19 protein-coding genes and 1 tRNA gene are annotated in these 23,508 nt (G+C 44.0%); 4 read left to right on the forward strand and 16 right to left on the reverse strand.

Going from position 1 to position 23,508, the window contains the following annotated elements:
- Positions 1-248: 248 nt before the first annotated feature.
- The 3 genes from MHN32_RS10690 to MHN32_RS10700 all read right to left on the reverse strand — a co-directional run bounded on the left by MHN32_RS10690 (position 249) and on the right by MHN32_RS10700 (position 2,005).
- Positions 249-509, reverse strand: a complete 261-nt coding sequence (locus MHN32_RS10690) for a YbaK/EbsC family protein (protein WP_237116545.1) — start codon at positions 507-509, stop codon at positions 249-251.
- A 204-nt stretch (positions 510-713) separates the two neighbouring features.
- Positions 714-998 carry a hypothetical protein gene (locus MHN32_RS10695; RefSeq protein ID WP_010605066.1) on the reverse strand — a complete coding sequence of 95 codons (285 nt, stop codon included), beginning with the start codon at positions 996-998 and terminating at the stop codon, positions 714-716.
- Positions 999-1,117: 119 nt separating this feature from the next.
- Positions 1,118-2,005 (reverse strand): LysR family transcriptional regulator, encoded by an 888-nt coding sequence (locus MHN32_RS10700; protein WP_239421699.1) that lies wholly within the window; start codon positions 2,003-2,005, stop codon positions 1,118-1,120.
- Between the two features lie 147 nt (positions 2,006-2,152).
- Between MHN32_RS10700 and MHN32_RS10705 the strand changes: the two genes are divergently transcribed.
- Positions 2,153-2,869, forward strand: coding sequence for a haloacid dehalogenase type II (locus MHN32_RS10705; protein WP_239421700.1), 717 nt, complete (start codon positions 2,153-2,155; stop codon positions 2,867-2,869).
- A gap of 113 nt (positions 2,870-2,982) precedes the next feature.
- A complete protein-coding gene (locus MHN32_RS10710; protein ID WP_239421701.1) occupies positions 2,983-4,626 on the forward strand; it encodes a HAMP domain-containing sensor histidine kinase in 1,644 nt (547 codons plus the stop codon).
- Positions 4,627-4,687: 61 nt separating this feature from the next.
- Here the strand turns inward: MHN32_RS10710 and MHN32_RS10715 are convergent, their stop codons facing one another.
- Positions 4,688-6,208: an aldehyde dehydrogenase family protein gene (locus MHN32_RS10715; RefSeq protein WP_239421702.1), complete on the reverse strand. Its 1,521-nt coding sequence runs from the start codon at positions 6,206-6,208 to the stop codon at positions 4,688-4,690.
- Positions 6,209-6,366: 158 nt separating this feature from the next.
- On the opposite strand from MHN32_RS10715, the gene MHN32_RS10720 reads away from it, so the two are divergent.
- The gene (locus MHN32_RS10720) at positions 6,367-7,278 is read left to right on the forward strand and encodes an AraC family transcriptional regulator (protein ID WP_102057000.1); all 912 of its coding nucleotides are present in this window, start codon (positions 6,367-6,369) and stop codon (positions 7,276-7,278) included.
- Here the strand turns inward: MHN32_RS10720 and MHN32_RS10725 are convergent.
- From MHN32_RS10725 to MHN32_RS10735, 3 genes are all read right to left on the reverse strand, one after another.
- Entirely contained in the window at positions 7,214-8,731 is a 1,518-nt protein-coding gene (locus tag MHN32_RS10725) for a trehalase family glycosidase (protein WP_239421703.1), read from the reverse strand. The genes MHN32_RS10720 and MHN32_RS10725 overlap by 65 nt on opposite strands.
- A gap of 8 nt (positions 8,732-8,739) precedes the next feature.
- Positions 8,740-10,002, reverse strand: a complete 1,263-nt coding sequence (locus MHN32_RS10730; RefSeq protein ID WP_239421704.1) for an MFS transporter — start codon at positions 10,000-10,002, stop codon at positions 8,740-8,742.
- Positions 10,003-10,131: 129 nt separating this feature from the next.
- Positions 10,132-11,133: a substrate-binding domain-containing protein gene (locus MHN32_RS10735; protein WP_010605074.1), complete on the reverse strand. Its 1,002-nt coding sequence runs from the start codon at positions 11,131-11,133 to the stop codon at positions 10,132-10,134.
- 253 nt (positions 11,134-11,386) lie between these two features.
- On the opposite strand from MHN32_RS10735, the gene MHN32_RS10740 reads away from it, so the two are divergent.
- Entirely contained in the window at positions 11,387-13,639 is a 2,253-nt protein-coding gene (locus tag MHN32_RS10740; protein WP_239421705.1) for a TonB-dependent receptor, read from the forward strand.
- Between the two features lie 109 nt (positions 13,640-13,748).
- Here the strand turns inward: MHN32_RS10740 and MHN32_RS10745 are convergent, their stop codons facing one another.
- The 9 genes from MHN32_RS10745 to rlmE form a co-directional block, all read right to left on the reverse strand.
- Complete coding sequence (locus MHN32_RS10745; RefSeq protein ID WP_010373862.1) at positions 13,749-14,153, reverse strand: PaaI family thioesterase; 405 nt, start codon at positions 14,151-14,153, stop codon at positions 13,749-13,751.
- Between the two features lie 324 nt (positions 14,154-14,477).
- A complete protein-coding gene (locus MHN32_RS10750; RefSeq protein ID WP_239421706.1) occupies positions 14,478-16,721 on the reverse strand; it encodes a TonB-dependent receptor in 2,244 nt (747 codons plus the stop codon).
- A gap of 489 nt (positions 16,722-17,210) precedes the next feature.
- Positions 17,211-17,295, reverse strand: a tRNA-Leu gene (locus MHN32_RS10755).
- Positions 17,296-17,318: 23 nt separating this feature from the next.
- Complete coding sequence (secG, locus tag MHN32_RS10760) at positions 17,319-17,666, reverse strand: preprotein translocase subunit SecG (protein ID WP_010373860.1); 348 nt, start codon at positions 17,664-17,666, stop codon at positions 17,319-17,321.
- Positions 17,667-17,670: 4 nt separating this feature from the next.
- A complete protein-coding gene (gene tpiA, locus MHN32_RS10765) occupies positions 17,671-18,411 on the reverse strand; it encodes a triose-phosphate isomerase (RefSeq protein ID WP_010605078.1) in 741 nt (246 codons plus the stop codon).
- 79 nt (positions 18,412-18,490) lie between these two features.
- The gene (gene glmM / locus MHN32_RS10770) at positions 18,491-19,831 is read right to left on the reverse strand and encodes a phosphoglucosamine mutase (protein WP_010373858.1); all 1,341 of its coding nucleotides are present in this window, start codon (positions 19,829-19,831) and stop codon (positions 18,491-18,493) included.
- The gene (gene folP, locus MHN32_RS10775; protein ID WP_235367660.1) at positions 19,828-20,673 is read right to left on the reverse strand and encodes a dihydropteroate synthase; all 846 of its coding nucleotides are present in this window, start codon (positions 20,671-20,673) and stop codon (positions 19,828-19,830) included. The genes glmM and folP overlap by 4 nt, the downstream gene beginning before the upstream one ends.
- 147 nt (positions 20,674-20,820) lie before the next feature.
- Positions 20,821-22,773, reverse strand: a complete 1,953-nt coding sequence (gene ftsH / locus MHN32_RS10780) for an ATP-dependent zinc metalloprotease FtsH (RefSeq protein WP_239421707.1) — start codon at positions 22,771-22,773, stop codon at positions 20,821-20,823.
- A gap of 67 nt (positions 22,774-22,840) precedes the next feature.
- Positions 22,841-23,470 carry a 23S rRNA (uridine(2552)-2'-O)-methyltransferase RlmE gene (gene rlmE, locus MHN32_RS10785; RefSeq protein WP_010605081.1) on the reverse strand — a complete coding sequence of 210 codons (630 nt, stop codon included), beginning with the start codon at positions 23,468-23,470 and terminating at the stop codon, positions 22,841-22,843.
- Positions 23,471-23,508 lie beyond the last annotated feature (38 nt).

A 23,508-nucleotide genomic window follows, 5' to 3' on the forward strand; every position in this document is an offset into this window, starting at 1 on the left:
CGACGCTCGACTTGCCGCCTAGTAATCTAGGCAAAAGTTGAGCAACAATGAACAAAGCGCACTCAGATGAACCCAAAGGGCAGCGCTTGATTAGCATTTTCTCTGTGTTGCCCCACAAGGATGTGGGGTAAGGTGACTTTGCAGGAGCACAAAGTCTTTATCGCCAGACTTACATAGAATGACTATGCTACGCTGGCTCTGCCTTGTATAAATACCAATCAAACTGCTGCAAAAACAAACTTGAAAGATCAACAGGTCCTAATTGCTGCTTCCACTTTTTTCACGGACACTTGGTTGCTACCAGAAGCAATTATCAAGACCGCCTTTTCAGTATTGCTATCTTTAAATATCAGAGACTTGGCGATTTGAGACTCAGTGCAACCAATCGCATTTGCAGCATCTTTCGCGGTACGAGTAGAGTCTGCAAGCTCTGTAACGGTGAAGTTATGCCCATGACTGGCTAGGAACTCTTGAACACGTATTGATGAGGATTTTAACGGCTGTGACATTCAATTGCTCTTCCATGCTATGGTAGTTAAAACCAATCTAACAGCTAGTGAGCGGATTTTAAACATCATGTATGTTTTATACTATTTGTGATATCAGGCTAACCCTATCTCGGGGGTAGCATTGAAAAATATCCGAGTATCCCATTAAGAGAAACTCGGATCATGGCTGTATATAAACACTCAAGATATTAAGTTCAGTAAAGTCTATATTGTTACCACATGCCATTGATACGCAAGGCTAGCGCCAGCCAATGAGCATGCTAATAAAAAGTTCATTACCTCTTTTGAGCTAAGTGAACGAGACTCCCGAGAAAAATGCTTAGCATGTAATCTCATACCTAGTGGTTGCAATTCTTTTTCATGTTTTGGCAATGCTATCAATCCAGCAAGTAGCATGACTAAACAAAGCATATAACTACCTTGCACGATAAAGAATAGAGTAAGTGAAAATGCGGTGACAGAAAAAATCCAAGAAATGAATTTGAACATAGCAGCTCCGTTTGCTATCAGTGTTACCAGTTCGATTTTACAATCATCAAGCTGGCTAGTTTCTAATTTTAATACGGAGTTTAGAGTTATTAGTTTAAAAGCACAAGCAGACTAAAGTATTAGCCCTTATTTTCGAACAATGCCCTCATAAATTCATAGAATGCCTCTGCCTTGCGTGTCTTCAGCGAGTGCTGAGGCCTGACAAACCAAATAGGTGCGTCGTCACTTTCGAGACAACCTGGAATTATAGGCACTAACTCACCTCTTTTTAGGTTATCTCTGATGGCAATGTGAGATTTAACTGCAATACCATGCCCAGCTAGGGCAGCAGAAGTCATATTGTCTGAGTTTGAAATCGTAAAACGAGTTTTTGCGTTAAAGTGTACAATTCTACCGTTTGGTTCTTTTAACTTAAATTCTCGTTGCCAAGGTAAGCATACAAAAAAGTGGTTTTGTAATTCGCTGATATTATCAGGCATGCCATAGCGGTCAATATAGCTCGGCGCTGCACATAATATCCGATGGTTATCGCATAGTTTTCTCGCCAACAACCCAGAATCAGCCAATTGTCCAACGCGTATCGCTACATCTTGAGCACCTTCAACTATGTTTACAAACTGATCGTTGATCAGGAAATCGAGTGCTAATTGCGGATGCGCTTGCTCAAATTTACTTAGATTTGGCATCACAAATTGTGAAAACACCCAAGGCGGCATAGTGACACGAAGTAACCCGCTCACCGCTGAGCCCCTTGCACCTATTTCGTGCTCAGCATCATAAAGCGCCTCTAATATATGCTCCACCCGCTCTCTAAAAGTACTTCCGGCTGGGGACAATGTAAGCGTACGACTATCTCTAAACAGCAAAGTCATGCCTAAATGTTGCTCTAACTTGTTAAGACGATGACTAACTGTCGCAGGCGAGAGTCTCAATTGCTTCGCAGCATTAACCACTCCTTGATGTTTAATAATAGCTAAGAATGTTTCGAGTTCAGCGATTGAATACATGTCGATTTAGTTTTTTCGAATCTTGTTTTCGAATATGCGCGCTTTGTTTAAATTTATCAAATAAATATACTGCTTCTCATCGCAACTAAATTGGAATTATCAATGAAACGCACCTTAATTAGTCTATTCGTTATGTTAGGAGGCCTAATGCCGAATATTAGCCAAGCCAACTCAAAGGTTGAACGCCCGGAAGTTATTTTCTTCGATGTCAATGAAACCTTACTTGATTTAGAGTCAATGAATAAGCCGGTTAGCCAAGTTTTAGGTGGCGATGAGTCCCTATTAGCCCTTTGGTTTTCCACTATGCTACATCACTCGTTAGTGACTACAGTAAGTGGTGATTATCAAGATTTTGGCAAGATAGGCGTTGCCGCGCTACAAATGGTTGCAAAAAACAAAGGCCTAACGATAACTGACGCACAAGCTAAACAAGCAATCGTGCCCGCCCTGCTCTCTTTGCCCCCGCATAAAGACGTCATTCCCGCGCTAAAGCGGCTCAAGCAAGCTGGGTTTAAACTCGTGAGTTTAACCAATTCATCGAATGCGGGGGTTAAAGCGCAGTTTGAAAATGCCGGTCTAATTACCTATTTTGACCAACGCTTGAGTATTGAAGACATCAAAGTGTATAAGCCCGACCTTAGAGCCTACGAATGGGCGTTACAGCAATTAAATATTCGTCCAGACCAAGCGCTAATGGTGGCGGCTCACGGCTGGGATGTTGCCGGCGCAAAAGCCGCGGGCATGCACACAGCATTTATTGCAAGACCACAAAAGCAGCTCTACCCACTGGCAAAGACACCAGATTACGTGCTACCTGACTTAACAAGTTTGGCTGACGAGCTCATCACTTCTGGAAACGAGTAACATTGGAAAGTATCAGCTGGCACCTTGATACCAGCTGATAAAAATGCTCAGCATGCTTTATCTACATAATAAATGTACTAGATTTAAGGAGGTGAATCGAAGGAATAGCCTCCATGAATATAAATAAAAACACCCACATTGTGATCTGGATAATCATAGGTGTTAGCTTAACTATCCACGGCGCATCCCTTTTACTGAGCAGTACGCTTCTTAATAATATAACTTGGCCGCTGATAGAAGCGCATGCAGTGGTTGAAACCTTCGGCTCCGCTGTCGCCCTTTTCATTGCATTGGCGTTGTTATTTTTTGAAAAGTACAACACCGGTACAAGTTTTAATATCGAAATCGCCACGGCGCTGCTGGTAATGGGGATCTTAGATGGATTCCATGCCGCCGTAAATGTTGGCCAAACCTTCGTTTGGCTTCACAGTATCGCGACTTTCTTTGGTGGTCTCACTTTTATCACCCTGCTTGCTCACAGCCGATTTACTTGGTTTAAAAACCGCTATTGGCTGATCAGCGCATGCACAGCCGCTATCATCATCGGCACCATGAGCCTAGCTTACCCTACGGATTTACCACACATGGTTGAGCAAGGTCACTTTACTGGTACGGCGATGGCGCTCGACGTCATTGGCGGTACTATGTTTTTTGTCGCCGCAGTTAAAATTCTCCTTGTATATCGCGACTCTCATAATGTGAGCGATTTGCTCTTTTGCTTACATTGTTTCCTATTTGGCGCAGCCGCTATTATGTTCGAGCAATCCAAGTTGTGGGATACCGCTTGGTGGGGCTGGCATATTTTAAGGTTAATGGCCTATATCGTCGCTTTAGGGTTTTTACTAGTTGAAGGAATGCAAATCTTACAAGAGTTAAAACAACATAAAGAGCAGTTAGAAGAGTTAGTGAGTGAGCGCGCTCGCTCACTAGTCGAGACCAATCAAAAGCTAGAAGAAACCGTTGCCTATCTCAACCGTACTCATACGCAATTACTTGAACGAGAGAAAATGGCATCGCTTGGCGATTTGGTTGCGGGTGTTGCACACGAAATCAACACCCCCATCGGGATTGGCATCACTTCCACCACTTATCTACAGCAGCACTTAGACGACCTCACCATGAAGTACCAAACCAAAGTGCTCTCTACCGGAGTATTGGAGGACTTTATTTCAGATTCAACTGGCGCTTGCAAATTGCTATTAAAAAACCTCCAACGCACCGCGAATTTAATTAATAGCTTTAAGCAAGTCGCTGTCGATCAATCTTGCGAGCAAGTGAGGGCCTTTAATGTCCATGATTATGTTCAAGAGATCATCGCGGCGCTCAATCCAGAGATTAAAAAGCATGACCATAAAATCAAGTTTCATTGCGATCCCGGCCTTATCGCCACGACCTATCCCGGTGTTATTTTTCAGATCATTTCGAATTTAGTCGCAAATTCCATTGCACATGGCTTTAAAGAGTCGGAACAAGGTGAGATCACCATTGAATTCTTTAAACATGATGAACACATTGAGCTTATTTATAAAGACAATGGTAAAGGCATGTCGGAGCTTGAATTAAGTAAGTTATTCGAGCCATTTTATACCACCAAAAGAGGAAGTGGCGGTATGGGACTTGGCGCTTATATTATCTATAACTTGGTGACTCAAGGGTTAGATGGAGATGTACACACCGTCAGCGAGCCCGGCAAAGGACTCGAATATAGGATAGCATTTGCTAATAAACAAGCGACGCCATTAAAAGTCGTTTCTTAACCGGGTGACTGGTTGAGTACTGTCACAATGGTCAGTACTCAATACCTCTATAATAATTAAATTAGAAAAAGCCTAAAGGACTGGTGCTATAGCTCACCAAGAGGTTCTTGGTTTGTTGGTAATGATCCAGCGCTTTTTTGTGAGTTTCTCTGCCAATACCTGATTTTTTATAACCACCAAATGCCGCGTGTGCAGGATACATATGATAACAGTTAGTCCACACGCGACCCGCTTCGATTTGGCGACCAAATTGATATGCGCGATTCATATCTCTAGTCCACACCCCAGCACCTAAACCAAACTCAGAGCTATTCGCCAATTCCAACGCCTCCGCTTCATCTTTAAAAGTACATAAAGAGATCACCGGACCAAATATTTCCTCTTGGAATACCCGCATTTGGTTATGCCCTTTTAACAGCGTCGGCTGAATATAAAAGCCTTTATGATAACCCTCGCCAAGCTCTGCGACTTCGCCACCGATTAACACTTCAGCCCCTTCCTTCTTGCCAATATCAATATAGCTAAGAATTTTATCAAATTGAGCTTGTGAGGCTTGTGCACCAACCATGGTTTCTGTATCAAGCGGATTGCCGCGTTTAATCGCCTTAGTGCGTTCGATGACTTTGGCTATAAAGTCATCGTATATATCTTCTTGCACGAGCAATCGCGATGGACAAGTACATACTTCTCCTTGGTTAAAGTAGGCCAGCACCGCGCCTTCAATACACTTACTTAGGTAATCATCGTCAGCTTGCATCACATCACTAAAGTAGATATTAGGCGACTTACCCCCTAGCTCCACCGTTGAGGGAATGATATTTTCAGCAGCACATTTTAGGATGTGAGAGCCCACAGGAGTCGATCCTGTAAACGCAATTTTTGCGATACGTGTACTCGTAGCAAGCGCTTCACCAGCCTCTTTCCCGAAACCATTTACAACATTAACCACACCATTTGGTAATAAATCAGCGATTAATTCCATCAACAACAAAATAGACGCAGGCGTTTGCTCCGCAGGTTTTAGCACTACGCAGTTTCCAGCTGCGAGAGCGGGTGCCAGTTTCCAAGCGGCCATAAGTAATGGGAAGTTCCATGGGATGATCTGCCCCACAACGCCCAGAGGCTCATGAAAATGATAGGCCACGGTTGACTCGTCAATTTCACCTATGGCTCCTTCTTGAGCACGAATGCAACCTGCAAAATAGCGGAAATGATCAGCAGCAAGCGGAACATCAGCGGCTAGCGTTTCACGTACAGCTTTACCATTATCCCACGTTTCGGCTACCGCTAGGTATTCAAGGTTTGCTTCTATTCGGTCTGCGATTTTGAGTAATATATTGCTTCGTTCAGTGACCGAAGTTTTACCCCACGCCGCCTTTGCAGCATGGGCGGCGTCAAGCGCCAGTTCAATGTCTGCATTATTTGAACGCGGGATCTGACAAAACACTTCGCCATTAACAGGACTAATATTGTCGAAGTACTGGCCGTCAACGGGTGGCGTCCACTCACCACCAATAAAATTTTGATATTGCGACTTAAAGTTGACGACTGCACCTTCAGTATTTGGATTTGCGTATATCATTTTTACCTCTGCAACTTGTGTTATTTATTTGGGCTTCATTCGTCCCAGTTTTGTTTTTACTAATATTTGACATTAGTCAAATTCACCTTTAAAAACTTAACTTAGGGTCTCGGAATGTATACGCACAGTCCAAAAGTAACCGAGAAGGAGTGCATTGTTTGCAGATCTCTAAACATCGCAGTCGTATCGAACGCTTAGTTGAAAACAAAATAAGTTTTGCCGCCAATCAGGTAGAGCTTAGCGTCTATGACACATACGAAAGTACCAATAGAGTCAAACTCGCCTCTAATGAAGTGTTGTTTTGTGCGATGATCACTGGTAAAAAAGTGATGCACGTAGACAGTTGCGACTATCACCAACCCTTTTTACCTCATCAAAGCTTCGTATTGGCACCAGAACAAACCGTATTTATAGACTTTCCCGACGCCAGCTTATCCGCTCCCACCACCTGTTTAGCAATTGAGATCAGTCGAGAGAAAATTAATACCGTGAGCGAGAAGTTAGCGCTTTCGCTTCCTAGTGATTTTAATTATCAAAAGCAGCTGGTGCACACTGAGCATAACTGGCAAACCCAGCACTGTTTGGGGCGATTGCTCCATCTGTTCAGTGAGAATGAGGCTGAGCGGGGGTACTTTATCGATTTGGCAATGGACGAACTAATTGCAAGACTACTACAGCAACAAAGCCGAGATCTGCTGTTAGGCGCAGTAAAACAAACGCCTGATCATAACGGTTTGTATCAAGCGATGCATTATTTGGAGACTCATTTAGACGAACCACTAGATGTAGAGAAGCTTTGTAAACTTAGCTGCATGAGTAGAAGTCGCTTTTTCAATCAATTTAAAAAGTCATTTTCGACGACGCCACAGCAGTGGCTCCAAGCACGGAGACTAACTGAAGCAAAGGCAAAACTAAAAGCAGGAATTCAGATCACCGCAATTAGTTTTGCACTCGGCTTTAAGCATCCAAGTCAATTCAGTCGAGCGTTTAAACAAGCCTTTAATATCACGCCGAAGGACTATCAACTTCAGGCACTAAAAGCCGATAAAAACGACTGGTTACTCCGTTAGTCCAGCCAAAACCCTGTTGCACCACGTATTCTCCGCCACTAGCCTGTTTATCCGGTTCAACCACATTGTACTTCTCAAGCAAACAGCCGGTTTGCTCAAAGCCGGTTTCAACAGCATAAAGCCATGCTTGCATAATCTTATTCGCGAGTTGATTTTGACCATATGCCCTTAAACCTGACACCGCAAACCACTGCAGTGGTGCCCAGCCATTAGGACTGTCCCACTGCTGTGAAGTAGTGACTAAGGTACTAACCAATCCACCTTGCTGCAAAAACTCTGCCTCGAGTTTTTTGCCAATATGCTCTGCCTGCTCAGGTGTAACCAGCTCTGCAAACATAGGCACAACGCCCGCTAGAGATTCAACGGAGGTACGCGCATAATCATTAAGATCCACATCGTAAAACCAGCCTTCTTTATCACACCAACAATATTTCTGTATCAGTGCACTGCGATTTGACGCTAAATTGGCATAGTACTGCGCTTGCGTTAGCTCGTTTAATTTCTCAAAACAACGTGCGATTTGCGACTCAAGCAATACTAGTAGTGCATTTAAATCCACAGGGATAATGTCTGTTGTACGAATGCTCGCTAAATCGTCAGCGTTTGCTAACCAACGGCTACTAAAGTCCCACCCCGACTCACAAGCCGCACGAATGTGCTGATAAAAGGTTTCGCTGTCCGTAACCGCTGCGGCTAATTCTATATCCTCAATAAAAGACTCTGGGCGCGGCGCTGCAAGCGGATCCCAGTAGCGATTCAGTTTGCCCCCACATGGCATGTTGACGACTCGGTACTGCGCTTTTTTATCCGTGCAACTCAAATCCTCTCCGGTCTGCCAAAACTGATGCTCTTTCAGTAATGCCTGAGTAACTCGCGACAGCCACTGCTTATCATGGGATTTTTCCTGCCACAGTAAATCAACCATTAATGCCGTTACAGGTGGCTGGGAGCGACTTTGGTAATAATCTCGATTGCCATTAGGTACATGTCCAATACGATCAATAAGACTCACAAAGTTATCTAACATTCCCGCAACGAGATCGCCTCTGTTCGCATCCAAAAGCCCAAGTGCCGTAAAGTAGCTATCCCAGTAATAAATCTCATTAAAACGTCCACCCGGTACAACATACGGATGGGGTAAAGGTAGCAAGGAGCCCTTAGCAACGGTGCTCGGCTTTCTAGATAAACGCGACCACAGCGCACTGATATACTGCTGCGCACTCGTAAAATCGGGTAAGGCATTTAATTCTTTGTTGGCAACAAAGTCAAAATGCGCATGCACAAATCTAAGTAATGCCTCTCCCGTCGGCTTTTGCATCACATACTGGTTTTCTATCTCTGCGAGCGGAATTTTTGCGATGGCATCTGCAAAAACCTTACTGTCTGAAAACAGGCCAGCGCTTTGCACCGCCTTAAAAATCTCTGTGGAATAAAAGTTTGATTGGTACTGCATGTAAAACCTCAGCTCACCTTTTGTTGACTTGGCGTGTGAGCATGATTTGATTGGCTAGACTCACTCATCGATTTAAAGAAATATAAACACATTGCAATCACCAGCATGGGAATAAGTGCCCCATAAAACGCTTGTTGACCACCAAAATGTTGAAATACTAAACCTGTGATCATTGAACCCGTGCTACCACCCAGCGCTGAAAATACAACGATTAGCCCTGTCATCGACGCGTGCTGTGTAGTGGGTAAACTACTTAGCATTACCGAATTAATCACTGGATAAATAGGCGCCATAAAAAGACCGATCAGCGGCATGAGAAAAGCCACAAGGGGTGCGTCAAATAACGAAGAAATAAGCGTTTTCTCAATACCCTCAGTCATCGGTAACGTTAAAATCACTAATCCTGCCATAGCGGCAAGGCAAACATTTAACACCACATACCAATGTACTTTGGTGAGCACAACGCCGGCACCGAGCCGACCGAGTGCTAAGCAAGCAGCAAAAACACTGGTAATTTGCACGCTAATATTCACCGGTAATGACAAGATCTCATTATTAAAAGTAGGCAGCCAAGTGCCTATACTCTGCTCTATCAATACGTATAAAAATGCGGAAATCACAAATACCAGCACAAGGGGCTTAGCCACAAGCTTTAACATCGCTATAAATGCAGAGACACTAGACTCGGTGGCTTGCGTTGGCTCTGGCTTTGCAATTGGGGAGATCCAAACAATAAATGCGGTGAACGCGCTCAGCACAGCTAACACGAAATAGACGTTTAACCAGCCAAGAGAGTTATCGCCGCTGTCAATAAACGCCGCAAAAATCCAATAACCGCCGAGGACCCCTAACATAAACACGCCCTCAATAAAATTAAGCAGGCTTGAATGTTGGTTGCTTCCTTCAGTGACTTGGCCAACGAGCGCATAAACCGACACTTTGACCACCGCAAATGCCGCACCCACGCAAGCAAATACTAGTTTAAGAATCCAAAACTCAGCGACCATAGGTGTGATACTGCAAATCAATGCCACGCCCGCGAGCACTGCGGTCAAAGCAATTTTAAATCCAACCCTGGGGATAACCGACGCAACCAGAAATGAAACGATGGCGATGGGAAGATCTTTAAATGCCTCTAAGGTGGCGGCCTGCGCTTTTGTAATGCCAAAGCTATGAATAGACTGCAAGATGACCGTCCCTACGCTATTGAGCAAAATAGCAAATAGGAAGTAACTAACGGCCATGGCAAGTATGATACGTGCTCGATTCATTGTTATTCTCGTTAAAACACTGTGATTCCTTTTTAGTCTAGACAGACTTTCTTATTTTTGCAATCGTTTGCATTTCAAATCACATCAAAACAATTTAAGCTAATGATTGTTATCGCATATTGTGCTGCTTTAACTAGACTGTCTGATCACCAATGAGGACGGAACCTCTTGAGACGCACATGTCTCACCACTTAGCTGAGAGAGCAGCTTTTCCACCAATAACTGTGCCGCTGCATTGGTGTCTTGTTTAATCGTAGATAGCGCAGGGAAGCTGATCTGTGCCATGGCTATGTCGTCAAATCCGACTATTCGTACGTCATTTGGTACGCTAACGTAACGCTCTTTTAGCGCTTTTAGTGCCCCAAGCGCGACCATATCACTACACGCAAAGATCCCATCAAAGGTTAATCCTTGTGCTCGCAACAAAGCGTTTATACTCGCGTAGGCAGCCTCTGAAGTAATGTCGATTTTAATCATTTGCGCTTCTACCTTGGCTTTTTCCACCGCATGGCAAAATCCGCGATAGCGCTCACCAAGTTCGGCATGACCCGGATCGCCCAAAAATAGAAGTTTAGACGCTCCCTTGGCAATTAAGTGCTCCGTTGCGCTAAGGCCACCAATAAAATTGTCACTACCAACGATAGGATAATTTGCAGAAGTTTTAGGGTCGCCCCATACCACGATCGGCGTGCCAGCTCTTGCAGCACGTTCAATTCGTGCTTGCTCCTTGCCTTGCCCGACAACGATAACTCCATCGGCTCGACGGCCAGAAATAAAATAACCATGCCAGTCTTCCCCTGCCATATAAGAATTAGAGAGTAATAACTCGTACCCTTTTCGGTTCACCGCACGATTAATATCGCTCACTACTTTAAGTAAAAATGGGTCGTCGACGGATTGTTTGGTTTCGGCTTCGAGATTGATAATAACGGCAATGACTTTGGTTTTTTGCATCCGTAAGCGACTAGCCGCCGCGTTAACGCTAAAGTGATGCTCTTTTGCAAGCGCCTGAATGCGCTCTCGAGTTTCCTTTTTTATCAGAGGGTTATCATTGAGTGCACGGGAAGCTGTGGAGGTAGAGACTCCAGCTAGCCTTGCTAGATCTGATAGCTTTAATTGTGTTGTTCCCATCGCAAACCCCTTTTTAGCACACGTTATTACATCGCTATTCTTACAATTTTTTGATACTTAAACCATAACTAATTGAATCTCCTACCCTAACCAAGCAGAAAAGATAAGCAATCACTGTAAATTTGTAACGCCTTCCATCATTTTATGACAAATTTTTAAACAACATCATTGCAAACGTTTGCATTAAGATCTATTTTAAAAAATAGACAGTCGTTAAATACCAGTCTATGACAACAACAAGAGGGCTTTAGCCGTGATAAAAACTAACTCCTTAAGCTTGATCGCTGCAGCTATAACGCTTGCGTTAAGCGCATCAGCTCAGGCTGAACAACAACCGAACAATAACAAAGAAAAAGTAGAAACCATCATTGTGTCAGGTACACCTGGTGGCGCAGGGATCAGAAAAATTGATGCAAGCTTTGCTGTGACTAACATCGATGCCGTGCAAATTGATAAGCTCGCCCCCAAAAGTACCGCTGACTTGCTTAAAGCGGTGCCTGGGATCTGGGTTGAAAGTTCAGGAGGTGAATCCGGTGCCAACGTTTTTGTTCGCGGCTTTCCAGGCGGTGGGGATGCGCCATTCTTAACGGTTAGTTTGCAAGGCAGTCCTATATATCCCGCGCCAACGCTCTCATTTTTAGAAAACACCTCGATTTTCAGACTCGATGAAACCATCAGTATGATGGAAGGCCTGCGTGGTGGACCAAACCCCGTGGTGTCTAATGGTCAGCCGGGCTTAACAACTAACTTTCAACTTAAACGCGGCCAAGCCGACACCGAAGGGACGTTTAAATATACCACCACAGACTATGGTCTTAACCGCATTGACGGCGTGTTAAGTGGTGAGATCTCCAATGATCTTTACTACATGGTTGGCGGCTATATCAAACGCTCTTCTGGGATCCGTGATGCGGGCTTTACCTCAGAAAAAGGCCATCAATTTACCATAAACCTAACCAAAGAGTTTGCTGATGGTGAATTTAACCTTTATACCCGTCAAACTGATGACAGAGGCGCATGGTATCTGCCAACCCCACTTAATGTTGAGGGTGTGGATGCGGGCTTTACTCAGCTGGGAACGAATAATCGCAAAGCTATTATTTATGTCGGTGATGAAAATGCACCGATGAGCGTAGATATGGGTGATGGTCGCGGCTGGAAAGGCCATGTTTCTGGAGGTAGCTTAAAAGTAGAATTCAAAAATGGTTGGCAGTTAAATGACCGCTTTAGCTTAACGCAAGGCGATGCAAATACACTAGGCCTTGTGCCTGCTGGCAGTGCCATGCGTTTAAGTGAAGTGGCGGACAATGGTGAAACCGCAACAGGTAGCGTCACGGGCGATGAATACGCGGGTGATACCATGGTACAACAATATGGTCGCTGGGTTGTATTAAAAGATATCGAAGCTTTCACCAATGACTTAGCCTTAAGCAAAACCTTTGGTGATTGGTCAAGTGCCTTTGGTATTTATACAGCAACTACTTCTGCAAAAGACTGGTGGAGCTTAGGCAATACCGCCTACCACGTTTTGGAACAAGGTGGCGAAGCATTGAATGGTATCGCGTGTAATAGCGATGTTGCCGGTTGCGCCTTCAACTACGACATTAACAGTTCTGGTGATGCCACGACATGGGCAGTTTATACCACTCATAGTTACCAAGCTACTGAAGCGCTTAAATTAGACTTAGGCCTGCGTAGTGAGCAGCACGAGGTAGAATACTCTGTAGATGAAGATTTAGACGGAGTGATCACAAAAGCGGTTGACTATGATGAGCGCAAGACTTCATGGACCTTAGGCGCTGACTATAGTTTGAGCTTAGATTCAGGTGTTTTTGTGCGTATGAACAAAGGCTACAAAATGCCTTATTTCGACGACTTCAGAGACAACTATAGTACCTATGAATCGGGCGAGTCGCTGATTAAAGAAGTCACACAAGCTGAGCTTGGCTATAAATATATGGGTGAAACCGGCGACCTCTTTGTTACTTTATTTACCAACGAAGTAAAAGGCGACACGTTTGTAAGACGCCCAGGTATACCTGCGGAAATTCTAACCAATGAAGCAACCGGTGTAGAACTTGATTACAGCTACAACCATGAATCGGGTTTATCGATAAACTTGAATGCCACTTGGCAAGACACTGAAATTACTGAAAGCCCAACAAATGAGGGAAATAAAGCACAGCGCCAACCAGATTGGATGCTGCGCGTTACACCAAGCTACGACTTTGAAGTATCAGGTATGTATGCCACCTTGTATGGCACACTCTCAGCTGTAGATGACCGTTTTGGCGATAATGAAAATACTGTCGTGTTAGAGGGCTACGAAAAGCTTGATATTGGCCTTATCGTAGAGCCAACAGAGGGCGTAAAATTACAACTAGCGGTAGATAATCTTACTGATAAACAAGGGATCACCGAGGGGGATCCACGTAACCCAGATTCACCTAACGGCCGCTATATCATGCCAAGGAGTGTAAAGTTTAGCGTTGCGTATACGTTCTAGTTGCTGTAACTAAGCGTTTAACATAGCGCTGCCCGCTTATATCAAATGCCTGAGGCTGGTAGCGCTAAAAAGACCTAATCAAATACACTTCAGAACACCGCCTGCTACCCTAAACCTTAGTTATTGTGCCAAGAGAAACCGCCACCAACTTTTCTTCGTCACCGCTTTGCGCATATACCTTACATTCGCATGTCGCCTGACGTTTACCCGAATACAACACGGTTGACTTCGCAATTAGCTTATCGCCAATAGCGGGTCTAACATAATTCACTTTATACTCTGAGGTAACACAGCTGCCCAGCACCGATGCACCAGCAAAAGTAATACAATTATCAGCTAGATAGCTAACCACGCCGCCATGTGCAAAACCATAGTTTTGTTTAAGATCATCCCGAATAGCGAGACTTAACTCAGCAACGCCAACCTCAAACACCTCCAACTCAGCGCCCAACAACAAACTAAAAGACTGCTGTGCTAGGATCTCCTTTCCTTCCTCTAACATAGTATTGCTCAACTTCTTCTCCTTAATTATATTTAAAATATCAACGCTCAAATAGACTCGACGTCGCGAATAGTCTTCACGTTATAGTAAACAATCATAGTTAATTAAAACCGCGATATGATTAGCTCAACACGACTAAAAACTGGGCTAGAAATACCGCCTATCACTAAACTCCCATAGGTCAACTACAATGTAAACAAGCAGCTATATCAATTATTTTACGTATTCTGAATGAGTTTGAAATGTTGCCACATAATTTAGGACGGGGTAGCTACAATAAAAAAGCCGCTTAGCTAGAAACTAAACGGCTTTTTCTATATTCAAGCTAGGGTTGGATTAATCTAACCAGAACTCTTTTTTGAACTTAATACCAAACTCACTGCGGTCATTGCTGCGCATGACACCAACAAAGCCACTTTGCTGTAGACGACCTACATCGTACACTTCGTTTAGCACGTTTTCACCGTATAGCGTTACTTCCATATCACCTTCAGCGTTGGTGTATGAGATGTTAAAGCCTAACAATTCGCGAGAATCAATATGCTCGCTTGCTCGTGTTACAGACTGACCTTGCATGTCTGAGCGGTACGAGTAGCTCGCGTTAACTGCAATCGTTGCACCATGCTCTAAGTCATGGAAGTAAGATGGTGCCACCATCACAGTCCATCGAGGTGTGAGTGCTGGCGCATCTCCTTTACCAATACCAATAACACCTTCATCAACATGGGTAATTTCTGAGTCTAGGTAACCGATTGAGCTGCGTACTGAGAAATCATCAGTAATTGCGATTGTCGTTTCAAGTTCAATACCTTGTGCTTTCGACTCACCTGCATTTTCCACGATAGTGACGAAACCACCGCCAGCAGTCGGGTCGTTGAAAGGTAACGCCAGATCGGTGTAATCCGTTACAAATGCAGCAACCATCATAGATACGTTGTCATGCACTTGGCCTTTGAAACCGATTTCGTAGTTAATCGCTTTAGTTTCATCAAACGCAGCGAATTGATCTGGACCACCAAATGGACGTGGTGGGAAGCCGCCACTTTGGTACCCTTTTTGGACCTGCGCGTAAACATTGATGTCACGAGTTAACTGGTATGACGCATTCAGGTCCCACGTCACTTCGTCAAAGTCTGCGCTTACATATTTACGAGCACCAAAGCTTGGGAATAGTGCGTTTGCCTCTTTTTTGTCTTCAGAGTAACGTAAACCACCACCTATGCTGAACAGCTCAGTCACGTCAAAGCTTGCATTTATATAAGCCGCATAGGCATCGGTTTCTTGGTTGATATCAAAGTAACCGTAGCCACCAAAAGAAGCTGTCTGACCATCGTTTAATAAGCCATTTGGTGTGTTCCACGGGCTAAATACGAACGGACCAGAGCTGGTAAAACCGTCTTCGTTAAAGTAATAAAGACCCGATACAAAATCCCAAGAGTCATAAGTACCGTTTAGTTGTAGTTCAAATGAGTACTGATCTGCACCGCCCTCTTCTGGGAATTCAGATAGATTAAGTGCTACCGCATCGTCATCTAGGCCACCGGTATATTCAGAACTACGCTTGCTTGCGATAAATTTAACAGAGTAAACATCACTTGCTTGCCAATCAGCAGTCACTGACCCACCCCAACCAGAATAATCTGTGCTTTCAATGCCAGCAACCGTTGTTGCCAAATCATCAGGATTGTTTGGCAACATAGACTCATCTAGCAATGGGAAGTCACCATTGAAAGGGTCATTTGAGTCAAGTGGACCTGTTAATTCAATAGTATACGGTGATTGACCAGACTCGTTCTCAACGCCGTCAAATGCAGCGGTGACAACTAAATCATTCGTTGCTAGCCATCTAAGTGCTAAACGGCCACTAAACTCTTGCTCTTCGCCGATTTCCTTTTCAGGATTTGCTAAGTTGATTGCTTTACCTACACCGTCGCGCTCTTTATAAGAAGCACTTGCAGAAAAGCTCAGTGTGTCTGTTAACGTCTGGCTTGTATACAGGTCAGTCGCTAAACGACCGCGAGAACCTATTTTAGCTTCAACGCGTGCAACTTCTTCAGCGCCAGGTTGTTTAGTGATCACATTTACCGCACCGCCTAATGTGTTACGGCCGTACAGTGTACCTTGTGGACCACGTAGTACCTCTACGCGTTCAACATTGGGCAGTGAAAGGTTAGAACCCATCTGACGGCCAAGGTATACGCCATCAACGTAAACACCAACACCTGGGTCCGTTGTGATCACATGGTCTTGTAGACCAATACCACGGATAAATACAGAAGCATGTGCAGCGTTACCTACACCATAGCGAGTAATATTTAAGTTTGGAACGAACTTACCAATATCGTCTAGATTGCTGATATTGGCTTTATCAATATCACTAGCACCGATAGAAGTAATCGCAGTAGGCGTTTCGAACAAGCTTTCAGTACGTTTACGAGCAGTCACTTCTATTTTTTCAAAAACTTGTTTTTCTTGCTCTACATTAGCTTGTTCAGCCAATGCTGTACTAGGAAGGGCTACTGCTGCTAACACTGCAGCTGAAATCGCAGATAAACCAAGGCGAGGTAAAACTGTAATCATATAATCTCCAAAGGAATCACCGTGTGTGTGCTAGTTGCGAGAGGTCACAACTAGAGAAGTAACAAGCTAAGTGTCATTACCTCTAGCCCAGTAATCCGTTAAATCTAAATAGACTTAAACACTACAAATTTTGGGCATAAAAAAAGATGCACTAGGGGCATCTCTTTCCTCTGGAGGGGTATTATAGTCACAACTTGGGCAAATTGAAATATTTATTTAATAAAAATTACTTTTAGGGTTTTTGTAACCATAATAAAACCAATATTAGAAATATTAATTTTAATAAAAAATCGTTACAGAACAATTAATTATACTAGATAGTAGGATTATATGTTACTAAAGTGAAACTTCAGCCTAGGTTTTTGCCGTGGTTTTAGTTTGTTTGAAATAGCTTCTATTAGCGAAGCTGTGAATGATAAGACTAATTGGTATTAGGCTTAGTGGCAAACGGCAGACGAAAAAAAACCAGCCTAAGCTGGTTTTTTTATTTGGTGCGAATGGGGGGACTTGAACCCCCACGGCCGAAGCCACCACCCCCTCAAGATGGCGTGTCTACCAATTCCACCACATTCGCAAATTCGGTGTATTTCCTAATGATTAATTAGGTACGTCAGAAGCTGGATTTTCTTCTGTCGCTGGTACATCATTTGTTGCTGGAACTGTTGTTGCAGCAGCTGGTGCCTCTAGGTTTTCCCACTCATTAGTCTTTTTAATCTGACCCGTAGTTAGGTTACCTAGAACAATACTTAGTACAAAGAATATCGTTGCTAAGATTGTTGTTGTCTTGGTCATAAAGTTGCCTGCGCCTGATGAGCCGAAAACTGTCGCCGATGCACCTGCACCAAACGAAGAGCCCATATCTGCGCCTTTACCTTGTTGAATTAACACCATACCAATTAATGCTAATGCCACAATTAAGTAAACAACCATTAAAATTTCGTACATTTACTTATCCTTTTGCACTTCTGCATATAGCTGCGAAACTCTCAGGTTTTAGGCTTGCGCCACCTATAAGTCCACCGTCTATATCGTCTTGTGCGAATAACAATTCACTGTTCTGTTCATTAACACTGCCACCGTAAAGGAGCTGCAGTGATTGTGCAATTTGCTTGTCATTGTCTGAAAGCAAATCACGTATAAATTTGTGTACTGCTTGCGCTTGCTCAGGAGATGCTGTTTTACCAGTACCAATAGCCCAAACAGGTTCGTATGCTATCACAGAGTTTGTTAGCGCTGCTACACCTAATTTGGTGATAACTGCGTTTATTTGCCTAGCAACCACTTGCTCTGTCTGCCCATTTTCTCTTTCTTCTTCGGTTTCACCAACACATAAGATTGGTGTCAAACCTTGTTCTTGAGCATGTGCAAATTTGTTCGCAACATCTTCATCGCTTTCGCCGTAAATAGCTCGCCGCTCTGAGTGACCAACTAAGGTATATGTTGCACCTAGCGATTTTGCTAGGGACGCCTGAATTTCTCCAGTATATGCGCCTTCTTTATATTCCGAAACAGTTTGAGTTCCGACAGTAAGCCCTTTACTTGCTGCTTGCTCAATAAGCATAGCAGGAGGAAAAATAATAACATTTGCTTGAAATGCTTGATTGCTTACTGCTTCTGATATTTGGTCAACAAGGGCTTTTGAGCCATTCATTTTCCAGTTACCAGCAACAATTTGCTTTCTAGTTGTCATACGATACTCCGCAGTAGAAAGCGGGTGAGATACTAACTCTACTCACCCGAAGTTACAAGAAATAAATTTAATTTTTGGTTTAATTGCTCACAGATTCAACAACTTCAGCGATTTTTTGGGCAAAATCGATAACTTGCTTCTGTTGCTGAGCTTCAACCATGACGCGAACCACTGGCTCTGTACCAGATTTACGCAATAGCACTCTGCCCTTTCCGGCAAGCTGAGTTTCAACTTCAGCGACAACCGCTTTAACAGCGTCCTGCTCGGTTGGATCATCTTTAGTGCTATAGCGCACATTAATCATCTTCATTGGGTATTTGCTAAAACCTTCACCCAAATCTTTTAATGTTTTATTCTGCGCAACCATGGCAGCAAGCACTTGTAAGCTAGAGACAATGCCATCACCGGTGCTGATCAGATCCAGATTTAAAACGTGACCTGAACTTTCGCCGCCGATTTTCCAGCCTTTCTCACCAAGAAGCTCCATTACATAGCGGTCACCGACCTTACTACGCTCAAACGCAATTCCGCGTGATTTAAGGGCGTTTTCGAGCCCCATGTTAGACATTACCGTACCTACAACACCGCCACCTAATGTGCCATCGGCATGAGCTTGGCAAGCGATAATATAGACGATGTCATCACCATCAAATACATGACCGTCGTGATCGACCATCATGACTCGGTCACCATCACCATCATAAGCAATACCAACATCCGCTTGATGTTCAAGCACGGCTTTTTTCAACGCTTCGACATGCGTTGCACCGCATTTTTCGTTGATGTTGACACCATTAGGTTCACATGCGGTTGTGATCACATCCGCACCTAGTTCACGCATGACACTTGGTGCAATGTGATAAGTCGCGCCATTTGCGCAGTCCAGCACTACTTTCAACCCTTCAAGCGATAGCTCTTTAGGAAACTGGCCTTTACAAAATTCGATATAGCGACCATCCGCACTCTCTAGGCGCTTAGCTTTACCGAGTTTTTCAGACGCGACACACGTCATTGGTTCATCCAGCTTTGCTTCTATTGCAAGTTCCACCTCGTCAGGGAGCTTTTTACCATCGCCACCAAAAAACTTGATGCCATTGTCATGGTATGGATTATGAGATGCACTGATCACAATACCAGCCTCAGCTCTGAACGTTTGCGTCAAGTAAGCAACAGCAGGTGTCGGCATAGGCCCCAATAAAATCACATTGATCCCCGCGGCAATTAACCCAGCCTCTAACGCGGTTTCAAGAAGGTAGCCAGAAATGCGGGTATCTTTGCCAATAATTACCTTTTTGGTACCACGCTCAGACAGCACTTTTCCAGCCGCCCAACCTAGTTTCATTGCAAATTCAGGCGTAATTGGGAACTCGCCCACCATGCCCCTTACACCATCCGTACCGAAGTACTTTCTTGTTGTCATTGAGTAACTCCATTGACCGACGCTAGCCATACATTAAGCGCGTCGCTTGTTTCTTTTACGTCATGAACACGAATTATGTGCGCGCCTTTCTGCGCACATATCAGCGCACCGGCTAGACTCGCAGCTACACGCTCATGCGTTTCCCGAGTGAGTAGTTGTCCAAACATGGACTTTCTAGAGAGGCCTGTCAGAATAGGCAAATTGAAAGCGTGAAACTTGTCCAACCCTCCTAATATCTGAAAGTTATGCTCTAGAGATTTACCGAAGCCAAAACCAGGATCTAAAATCAGCCGATTGGTATCAATCCCAGCTTGCTTGCACGCACTGATCCTAGCTTCGAAAAACTGACTGATGTCTGAAAATAAGTCATCATAATGAGGGTTATTTTGCATTGAGCGAGGTTGACCTTGCATATGCATTAAACAAATTGGTACATCACTGTATTGAGCTGCGACTTCGAGCGCTTCTGGCTCTTGCAACGCTCGAACATCATTAATGATATCAGCGCCTGCCTCTATTGCTTGTTTCATCACCTCGGCTTTACTGGTATCTACCGAAATCACACAGTTAGAGTGTGCGCGAATTGCTTTAATAACCGGTATCACGCGCTGTAATTCTTCTTCTAATTGGACGTCTGGCGCGCCGGGACGAGTGGACTCTCCACCTATGTCTAAGATGGTAGCGCCTTGTGAAAGCATTAAATTTGCTTGCTCGATCGCACTATCAAGGTGAGTAAAATGTCCACCGTCAGAAAATGAGTCGGGAGTAACATTTAAAATCCCCATAACCTGAGGCTTATCTAAACTAAGGGTGCGCCCTTTGGGTAAACGTAACTCGTACATTCTATACCTATTTTCTGTAGTCTAAGTTTGGTGATAACGAAAGGCTTATAGCAGTTGATTTAAGTTCTCGCATCGAATGTCATAAAACTTATATCAACTGATACAAAAAAGCCCCGATTGCTCGGGGCTGTCGTATTCTACCTAATCTTACGATTTGTCATCAAGCTCTGAGTTTGATGATGTCTCGTTTGACTGCTCTTCTGCTGGTTTTTCAGCTTTAGGCTCAGGCTTTATGTCTGTTACTTTTGCAGATTCTACTTTTTTCTCTGGCTTAATGTCATGTGCATCCCTTGGTGGACGAACATCACGACGCTCCATTAGATCATCAATCTGCAATGCATCAATCGTTTCGTATTTCATCAACGCATCTTTCATGGTGTGAAGAATATCCATATTATCTTTTAGGATTTGCTCCGCACGTTGGTAGTTGCGATCAATGAAATCTTTAATTTCAGCATCAATAAGCTTGGCGGTTTCATCCGACATACCTGACATACGGTGAGAACCACCACCCATGTACATTTCGCCTTGCTCTTCCAAATACATCTGTGGACCAAGTTTCGGACTTAAGCCCCACTGAGTAACCATTTTCTTAGCAATATCGGTCGCGCGCTCAATATCGTTGCTCGCGCCTGTCGTTACTTTGTCATCGCCGTAAATCAGCGCTTCAGCGATACGACCGCCGTATAAACTTGAAAGCATAGACTCTAGGTGTTGCTTAGAATGACTTACACGGTCTTGCTCTGGTAAGTACATAGTTACACCTAATGCGCGACCACGTGGAATAATCGACACTTTATACACTGGGTCATGCTCAGGCACTAAACGACCAACAATCGCGTGACCAGCTTCGTGATATGCCGTCATTTCCTTTTCTTGCTCGCTCATCACCATGGACTTACGCTCAGCACCCATCATGATTTTATCTTTCGCGGCGTCAAATTCCGCCATACTTACCTTACGCTTGTTGCCCCGAGCGGCAAACAGTGCGGCTTCATTCACAAGGTTTGCCAAGTCTGCACCGGAAAAGCCCGGTGTACCACGTGCAATTACAGACGCTTCAACATTATCGTCTAATGGCACTTTGCGCATGTGAACGTTTAAGATTTGTTCACGACCACGAATATCCGGAAGACCAACCACGACTTGGCGGTCGAAACGGCCAGGACGTAATAATGCAGGATCTAGTACATCAGGACGGTTAGTAGCAGCGATAACGATAATACCTTCGTTACCCTCAAAGCCGTCCATTTCTACAAGCATTTGGTTAAGTGTTTGCTCACGCTCATCGTGACCACCGCCCATACCAGCGCCACGTTTACGGCCTACCGCGTCGATTTCATCGATAAAGATGATACAAGGCGCAGCTTTTTTTGCCTGTTCAAACATGTCACGAACACGAGATGCACCAACACCAACAAACATTTCTACGAAGTCAGAACCGGAAATGGTAAAGAATGGTACTTTTGCTTCACCAGCAACGGCTTTAGCAAGTAAGGTTTTACCCGTACCTGGAGGACCAACCATCAACACGCCCTTCGGAATGCTACCGCCCAACTTTTGGAACTTTGACGGGTCACGCAAAAAGTCGACTAGCTCAGTAACATCTTCTTTCGCTTCGTCACAACCAGCGACGTCTGCAAATGTTGTCTTAACTTGGTCTTCGCTCATTAATCGAGCTTTACTTTTACCAAACGACATTGCGCCTTTGCCGCCACCGCCTTGCATTTGACGCATGAAGAAAATCCATACCCCAATAAGCAAAAGCATTGGGAACCAAGAAATAAAGATGTTTGCAAGGAAAGATTGCTCTTCAGGTGCAACGCCTTTGATGTTTACGTCGTTCTTAAGTAAGTCATTAACCAAATCCAAATCAGTTAATGGAATTACTGTTTGAAAACGATCGCCACTTGAACGAACGCCGCTAATTACGCCTGTTTGACGATCAATACTGACTTCTCTTACAGAGCCATTGCGCACATCCTTTACAAATTGTGTGTAACTCGTTTGGCGATCATATTGTTCGCCACCGTTAAAGCTCTGGAACACAGTCATTAGCACTACTGCAATCACTAACCAGAGTATTAGATTTTTAGCCATATCGCTCAAGGAGTTAACCTCTTGTATCCAAAAAAATTCAAATTCAACTTGATGCTTTCCAACTGTACTACAGTTTGTAGCCCGTCGCCACTACATATACTTCGCGTGAACGAGGACGAGACGCTTTTGGTTTACGGATCTTTACGACCTTAAAACAATTACGTACCTCTTGTACAAATTGATCAAAGCCTTCTCCTTGGAAAACTTTAACCGCAAATGCACCGTTTGGTTTTAGCACTTGATGGCACATATCTAATGCTAGCTCGACCAGATACATACTGCCAGATTGATCGGTTGACATATTTCCGCTCATATTTGGTGCCATATCAGAAAAAACTACATCAACATTCTTGCCGTTTATTCTATCCAATAATGCATTTAATACCGCTTCTTCTCTGAAGTCTCCCTGAAGGAAATCGACACCCGCTAATGAGTCCATCGGTAAGATATCACAAGCAATAACTTGTCCGCCAATATCTACCTGCTCTGCGAGATACTGCGACCAGCTCCCCGGAGCAGCCCCTAAATCAACTACCGTCATTCCTTTACGAATCAATTTATCCTTTTGCTGGACTTCTTCCAGCTTAAAAACCGCTCGTGAACGATAGCCACGTTTTTGGGCTTCATGCACATACGGGTCTTCTACGTGTTCTTTTAACCAACGTTTCGAACTGGCGGAATGTTTTTTATTTGCCATATTAACTACAACTCATTAGTAATATTGTCTAGATGGCG

Source organism: Pseudoalteromonas sp. Of11M-6 (assembly GCF_022347905.1).
In the GTDB taxonomy this organism is placed as follows: domain Bacteria; phylum Pseudomonadota; class Gammaproteobacteria; order Enterobacterales; family Alteromonadaceae; genus Pseudoalteromonas.